The organism is Aeromonas sp. 5HA1, assembly GCF_029237245.1.
Lineage (GTDB): Bacteria > Pseudomonadota > Gammaproteobacteria > Enterobacterales > Aeromonadaceae > Aeromonas > Aeromonas salmonicida.
The window spans coordinates 112,110-118,954 of the sequence record NZ_JAACFW010000017.1 but is presented as its reverse complement, the minus strand read 5'-3'; the positions used below and the strand labels follow the sequence as shown (position 1 = coordinate 118,954).

Genomic DNA, 6,845 nt, shown 5'->3' with positions numbered 1-6,845 from the left:
CATTGCTGGCGTGAAGGAAGTCGAGGGCCTGTTCGATACGCATAAAAAATCCGAAACCAAATCAACAGGTTTCGGATTTTTACACATCAGCAGGATCGGTCAATGGATCCTTAACTGATCGGCATTAGCCTCAACAGGCGGCTTTTTAGCGAAGGCCTGCTCGTTACTGTTCGGGCAGGTTCAGGTCCAGCTTGGCCTCGGGTTTGGCCCCTTCGCTTTCGGCCTTGTGCGCGGCCATCGCTTTCTTCATCGCACGGCGCTTTTGCAGCAAGATGAATCCCACCCCACCGAGCAGGACAACCAGTATCCCAACCCCGCCTAGCAACCATATCAACCAGCCGCTGCTCTCTTTTTCCTCAAATTTGACCTGGGTCGGTACCGCAACCGATGCCACAGGTGTTATCGGAGGGGGGGCCGCCTGCACGGGGAAAATATTGAACGATTTGACCGGCAGTATGACCTGGATCTCGCGGCCCAACCGGGTTGTCCCAAACAGAGTCGCACTCACCTCATACTGACCAACCGCCTTGAGCGCCGACAGATCCACTTCGACTTTGAACCCGGTTGCCACAGCACTGAAAGGCAGACTCTCATTGGTCGTGTTCATCGCCTTGCCCTTGACAACCACGGAGACGGGATCCAGCTCATCACCGTCGATCAAAAATGAGAGCAGGGCACCGACCTCTTGTGACGGGGGCGTCAAGGTGAAGTTGACGGGGAGCGGATAGACAAGGACATCCTGAGACCGGGCCCGGGAGAAGACCTGATTGCCGGTGCTGTACAAAGCCCGATACTTGCCGGCCGGAACATCGAGCAGAGCCTCGGCGGTCATGACGCCATCTCCCGGCACCTCGTCGAGCCCCTTGCCATCATCAAGGTAGCGGCCAAGCACTTCATCCAGAATGGGCTCACCCTGTTGGGTATCATCATTGAAACGCTGCAACTTCACCGTCATGCCGAGATCCGTGAGGTAATACCCGTCTTTGGGCGGCGCATCGTCAATCAACAGCCAGGATTTGAGTTTGATCACCTCCCCTTGATAGAGCTGGGTCGGCAACTGCTCGGTTTCAAGCTTGATGTTCGACAGGATCCGCACCCGATTGTCAGGGTCTACCTCGCCGATGGCCTGCCAAGGACCTGGCATGGGATCACGAATGGTGATGAGATCATGATCCTTGAGCGCCAGCCAGCCCACCTCGGGTGGTGTGACCTTGCCGACATAGAGCTTGCTGCCATCGGGACGCACCAGGATCACGGAGGAGGTGCCCGGCTTACGCGTGACGATGAAGGTAATCTCCTTCACGCCATAATCGATGCGAAAGCGATTATCGAGCAGGGGAATGTCAGAGGGGGCAAACACCTCGTTGGCCGTGACCGTCAATGAGGTCAACAGCAGCAGGCCACTCCATAGCTTGCTCATTGCCGCCACAGGCAGGCACCTCCCTTCTTCTGGACCAGGTCTAACCTGGCCTCGTGCACCGCTTCGATATCGGCGCCGGCGCGCACTACCTTGAGCGGCGGGCGATTGCTCTCCAGTCGACGAATGCTGGTGTCCTGATTGCGCTCGCTCTCACTGCTTTCGGTGGCCAGGTTCAGCTTGGTCTGGCCACCCGTCATCAGCAGGTAAACGTCGGCCAGGATCTCCGCATCGAGCAAGGCGCCGTGCAGGGTGCGGTGAGAGTTGTCTATGCCGTAGCGATCGCACAGCACATCCAGGTTATTGCGTTTGCCCGGGAAAAGATCCCGCGCCATCGCCAGGGTATCCGTGATGCTGCAGATATCCCTGGTTTTGAAGTTGAGCCCGAGCTTGCCGAACTCATAGTCCATGAAGCTCACGTCAAAGGGAGCGTTGTGGGCGATAAGCTCGGCACCACGAATGAACTCGATGAAATCGTTGGCGATCTGGCTGAACGAGGGCTTGTCCGCCAGGAAGGCATCCGTGATGCCATGCACCTGGATGGCCTCGGGATCCACCAGCCGATCCGGCTTGATATAGACGTGGTAGTGATTACCGGTCAGCTTGCGGTTGATCACCTCCACACAGCCAATCTCTATGATGCGGTGTCCCAGATAGATGGGGCCACCGGCTGTGTTCATACCTGTGGTTTCAGTATCCAGAATGATCTGGCGATTCAGTTGGGGTGTGTTCATGATCCAATCTATGTCAAACTTCGGCCTTACCCGCTAGTTTACCCCAAGACTCACGCTAAAAAAGATCGATTGCTCATGTTAAAACACATTGATTTATACACGGATGGTTCCTGCCTCGGTAATCCCGGCCCGGGTGGCTATGGCGCCGTCCTGGTCTATGGCGATCACCGCAAGGAGATTTCCGGCGGTTTTCGGTTGACCACCAATAACCGGATGGAGCTGATGGCCGCCATCATGGGGCTGCGCACCCTCAATGCCGCTTGCCAGGTACGGCTTACCACCGACAGCCAGTATGTGCGTCAAGGGATCACCCAATGGATCATCGGCTGGAAGAAGAAGGGGTGGATGACCTCAAATCGTCAGCCGGTCAAGAACGTCGATCTCTGGAAAGAGCTGGATGCCGAAGTGGCCCGCCATCAGATCGAGTGGCTCTGGGTCAAGGGGCACTCGGGTCACCCCGAGAACGAACGCTGCGATGAACTGGCGCGCGATGCCGCCAGTGGCAAGGAACTCGCCGAAGACATCGGCTACCAGCCCTGACGTGCCATACCCGGTGCCGCTATCGACTCAGGCAAACGCCAGCGACGACGCACCGGGATAAGCGGAAAACGCCGTTTGCGCGCAGCTATTACATAGACGGATGCAAACGGTCTGCAGTAATCCCGCCCCACACTCTCCCGCCACCAGCCGATCCGGCTCTGTTTGCCCATGAACGAATATCCAAAGCGTTCGTCAAACATCACCTCACAACCGAGCAGTTGCAACCAGTCGGTGACCCGTGCCGGGGTGAACATTCGTGCCGACCAGGGCAGACGTTGGCGCAGGAAAGGCAGACAATGACCAATACCGACCAGACTGAGCGGGTTATAGCCGCTGACGATGAGCCAGCCATCGTCGGTCAGCACCCGCTCTGCTTCACGCAGTACCTGGTGGGGATCGGGCGAGAAATCGAGGCAATGAGCAAGCAAACAGGCATCCACACTGCCGGTGCGTACCGGCAAGGCCAGCGGATCGCCCTTGATGTCCAGCAAGCGACCACTGGTCGCCACCCCTATCTGGTTACGAATGGAAGAGCAACCGCAAGAGAGCTCGGCGCTCAGGGCGCCCACTTTAAGCAGATGATAACCAAATAGATGTGGGCACCAGCTATCGAGCCGCTCCTGGATCTCGGCAGCCACCCAGTCCCCCATGGGTAACGCCGACCAGCTGGTCGGGACCTCGATTTGTTGTTCGGTACGTGCCAACTGCATAATGGGGCTCAACTTGGGGTGCGAACGCCATCCAGTTATATAAGATACCCTCCCTAAAGAGAAGCTAACTCATGTATACCGTTATCACAGTTCCTGCCTTTACCGACAATTACATCTGGTTGATCAGACACGAAAATCACTGCCTGGTGGTCGACCCGGGCGATGCAGCCCCCGTGCTGGATCGGCTGGCTGCACTGGACTTGCAGCTCGATGCCATCTTGCTGACTCACCACCACCAGGATCATGTGGGCGGCGTCACCGCCCTGCTCAAGCATTTCCCCCATGCCAGATTGTATGGCCCCAAACATGACCCCATGCCCGATCACCATGGTCAGTGGCTCGATGACGGGGATCAGATCAACTGGCATGGTTTGAGCCTGGATGTGATTCATGTGCCCGGTCATACCCATGGCCATATTGCCTACCACGGCCATGGCATGCTGTTTTGCGGTGATACGCTCTTCTCCGGTGGTTGCGGTCGCCTGTTCGAAGGCACCCCGGCCCAGATGCATGACTCGCTGCAGCGACTCGCGGCCCTGCCCGACGACACCCTCATCTATTGTGCCCACGAATACACTCTCTCCAACCTGCGCTTCGCCTACGCAGTCGAGCCCGACAACAAGGCGATCCAGCAGCGGATCGGCATGATCAGCAAACTGCGCCAGCAGGGCCTGCCGAGTCTCCCTTCTCGCTTGGGCGATGAGCGCGATTTCAACGTTTTTCTGCGTTGCGAGCAGGATTCCGTGAAATTTTCTGCTGAAAAACACGCCTTAAAATGCTTGGAAAATCCAGAGGATACCTTCGCCGTCCTTCGCAGCTGGAAGGACGTTTTTTGAACGAACCTTGATCAAGGGGCCATTGCCCCTTATGATGCCAGCTGTTTTTCAAGAGATGACCTGAGCGAGATGAAGGTACGAACGGCCTTATTGGCGGCGCTGTTTCTCAGCGGCTGCCAAAACCTGAGCCATCAGGATGACCGGGCGCTAACGGCAATCGAGCCGATCAAGTCCCCCCAAGTCAACAAAAAAGCGTATAAAAAGCATTCGACGCGCTTCCTGTTCGGTGACGAACAGATCGACGCACTGGATGACACGGATAACCTGTGGGTGCGTATCAGCGATGATATGCAGTTTGAACCACAGGACAATGCCCGTGTCAGCCAACAGCGTGATTGGTTACTGCGCAACGATAAGCATCTGGCGACCATTGCCAGCCGGGCTGAGCCCTACCTGTATCTGATGGTAGAGGAAATCGAACGGCGTGAGCTGCCAATGGAGCTTATTACCATTCCCATGATCGAGAGCATGTTCGATCCCCACGCCCGCTCCCGCAGCAATGCGGTCGGCCTGTGGCAATTCGTGCCTGCGACCGGCAAGAACTTCGGTCTGCGCCAGGACAGCTGGTATGACGGCCGACGCGATGTATTGGCCTCTACCAATGCCGCGCTGGATTACCTGGAGTACCTGAACCGCTTCTTTGATGGCGACTGGCTGCAAACTCTGGCTGCCTACAATGCCGGTGAAGGGCGCGTGCGAAACGCCATTGTGCGCAACCAGAAGGCCGGTCGTCCCACCGATTACTGGTCTCTCGATCTGCCACGCGAAACCCGGATGTATGTCCCCAAGATCCTGGCGATGGCTGACATGATCCGCAATGCGGACAACTACAATGTCACCCTGCCGGTACTGGCCAACAAACCGCAGCTGCGGGTGGTCAATACCGGAGGCCAGATCGACTTGAATGTGGCAGCTCAGCTGGCGGGCTTGCGTCCGGCTCAGCTGAAAGAGGTCAACCCGGCCCTGAGCCGCTGGTCGACCTCTCCCCAGGGCCCCTATCGGCTGCTGGTACCGGTCGAATATGCCGATACTCTGGAGCTGGCGCTGGCCGATCTGCCACAGGGCGAGCGTATCCGCACCCGCTCCTATCAGGTCGTCAGTGGCGATACCCTCTCCCGCATCGCCCAGAACAACGGGGTGAGTGTGCAACAACTCAAGTTGGCCAACAACCTGCGTGGCAACAATCTGCGCCGTGGCCAGACCCTGATGATCCCGACCGGCAGCAGCAAGGCTGTTGTCAGTCCGGCCGTTCAGAGCAAGCCGCAGCAAGTCGCCAAGCGCAGCGGTGGCAAGCTCCAGTACAAGGTGCGTTCCGGCGACAGCCTCTGGAGCATCAGCCAGGCTCACGGAGTCAATCATGACGAGCTGGCAAAGTGGAACGGTCTCAATGCCAAATCGTCCCTGAAACCCGGCATGAAGCTGGTGATCTGGCCCAAGCAGGGCAAGAGCAGCAACAAGTCCATGGTCTATCAGGTACGCCGCGGTGACTCCCTCTCCGCCATTGCGGCCCGTTTTCAGGTTGCCGTAATGGATGTGATGCGCTGGAATCAGCTCGGCAAGAGTGACTATCTCAAGCCGGGTCAGGAACTGACCCTGTTCGTGAAGAACAGCAGCTGATGTTCAGCACTCCATACGAAAACACCCCGCCAAGTGCGGGGTGTTTTTTTATCAAGTCTTGCTGCTCCTATCCGGGAACATCCATCAGGGAGTGATGGCCTGTGCCGAAAAGCGCGCCATGATGGGATTGTGATCCGAGGCATCGGTGGCCGGGCTGCTCACTTCCACCAGATCCAGATTGCGGTAATAGAGATGATCCAGCGGACGGCCAAATGCGGTACGGCGCAGATCCGGCACAGGAATGGCTTCCTGCAACCCCAGCTCCCCCACCAGCTTGTTCAACCAGAATTCCCGCTTGTCGCTCCAGGTGTTGAAATCCCCGGCCAGAATGACGGGCCCCTGATGACGGCGAATGAGAGCCGTCAGGTCATTGAGCTGTTCGCGGAAGGTGGCCATGCCCAGTTCGAAGTTGACCGCATGCAGGTTTACCACCAACACACCGTCAGGATCGCCCTGCAAGGGGTACAGGCTGACCAGACCAGATTTTGGAATGCGTAGCAGAGGCTCGGGGGAACGAACGCCGCAGACGAAGGCCTGTGGCGTTTTGGCGACCGTCATGACGCCAAATGAAACGCCGCCCTGAGTAAAGGCTTGCAACTGTTGCCACTGAAACTCACCGGCCTTGAGCCAGTTCAGCATGTCCGGACGGGTCGCCGACTCCTGCAACAACACCAGATCCTGGGATTTGGCATACTCGTCCAGCCCCTCGCGCCAGTTTTTACGCTGACCCTTGTAGAGGTTCCAGACTGTGATGCCAAACTCGCGGGGCAAGGCGGTGGAGGCCAGCGCCACCAGTGGCGGCTTCTGGCAGTTGACGCCGGGAATGATGCCCTGCGCCGTGATCATATGATCCTGATCCGGTACCTCGAAACAGCCAACCAACCCCAACGTCAACAGCGACGTACCCAGAATGCGATAACTATTTTTCATTGGCTAACAACCACCTGCCTCTGCATTGTGTCATGACCATCACAAACGTCACCGCTGCCGA

At 57.5% G+C, this 6,845-nt stretch carries 7 protein-coding genes; 3 read left to right on the top strand and 4 right to left on the bottom strand.

The genetic code is table 11. The annotated features are described in order from the left end of the window. Positions 1–163: 163 nt before the first annotated feature. On the bottom strand, positions 164–1,420 hold the full coding sequence (locus GWQ27_RS15795; RefSeq protein ID WP_234595070.1) for a TIGR03503 family protein: 1,257 nt from the start codon (positions 1,418–1,420) through the stop codon (positions 164–166). Continuing rightward, a complete protein-coding gene (gene dnaQ, locus GWQ27_RS15790; RefSeq protein ID WP_021137882.1) occupies positions 1,417–2,151 on the bottom strand; it encodes a DNA polymerase III subunit epsilon in 735 nt (244 codons plus the stop codon). Before dnaQ ends, GWQ27_RS15795 begins: the two co-directional genes overlap by 4 nt. 75 nt (positions 2,152–2,226) lie before the next feature. Between dnaQ and rnhA the strand changes: the two genes are divergently transcribed. Next, positions 2,227–2,691: a ribonuclease HI gene (gene rnhA, locus GWQ27_RS15785; protein WP_058395005.1), complete on the top strand. Its 465-nt coding sequence runs from the start codon at positions 2,227–2,229 to the stop codon at positions 2,689–2,691. On the opposite strand, the gene GWQ27_RS15780 is transcribed toward rnhA, so the two are convergent. After that, positions 2,679–3,401 carry a methyltransferase domain-containing protein gene (locus tag GWQ27_RS15780; RefSeq protein WP_181455277.1) on the bottom strand — a complete coding sequence of 241 codons (723 nt, stop codon included), beginning with the start codon at positions 3,399–3,401 and terminating at the stop codon, positions 2,679–2,681. The two genes, rnhA and GWQ27_RS15780, sit on opposite strands and share 13 nt — an antisense overlap. A gap of 71 nt (positions 3,402–3,472) precedes the next feature. Between GWQ27_RS15780 and gloB the strand changes: the two genes are divergently transcribed. Together gloB and GWQ27_RS15770 are read left to right on the top strand one after the other, a co-directional pair. Beyond that, a complete protein-coding gene (gene gloB / locus GWQ27_RS15775) occupies positions 3,473–4,237 on the top strand; it encodes a hydroxyacylglutathione hydrolase (protein WP_021137884.1) in 765 nt (254 codons plus the stop codon). A 69-nt stretch (positions 4,238–4,306) separates the two neighbouring features. Further along, the gene (locus tag GWQ27_RS15770) at positions 4,307–5,854 is read left to right on the top strand and encodes a LysM peptidoglycan-binding domain-containing protein (RefSeq protein ID WP_034523263.1); all 1,548 of its coding nucleotides are present in this window, start codon (positions 4,307–4,309) and stop codon (positions 5,852–5,854) included. Positions 5,855–5,938: 84 nt separating this feature from the next. On the opposite strand, the gene GWQ27_RS15765 is transcribed toward GWQ27_RS15770, so the two are convergent. Next, entirely contained in the window at positions 5,939–6,784 is an 846-nt protein-coding gene (locus tag GWQ27_RS15765) for an endonuclease/exonuclease/phosphatase family protein (RefSeq protein ID WP_155602990.1), read from the bottom strand. Positions 6,785–6,845 lie beyond the last annotated feature (61 nt).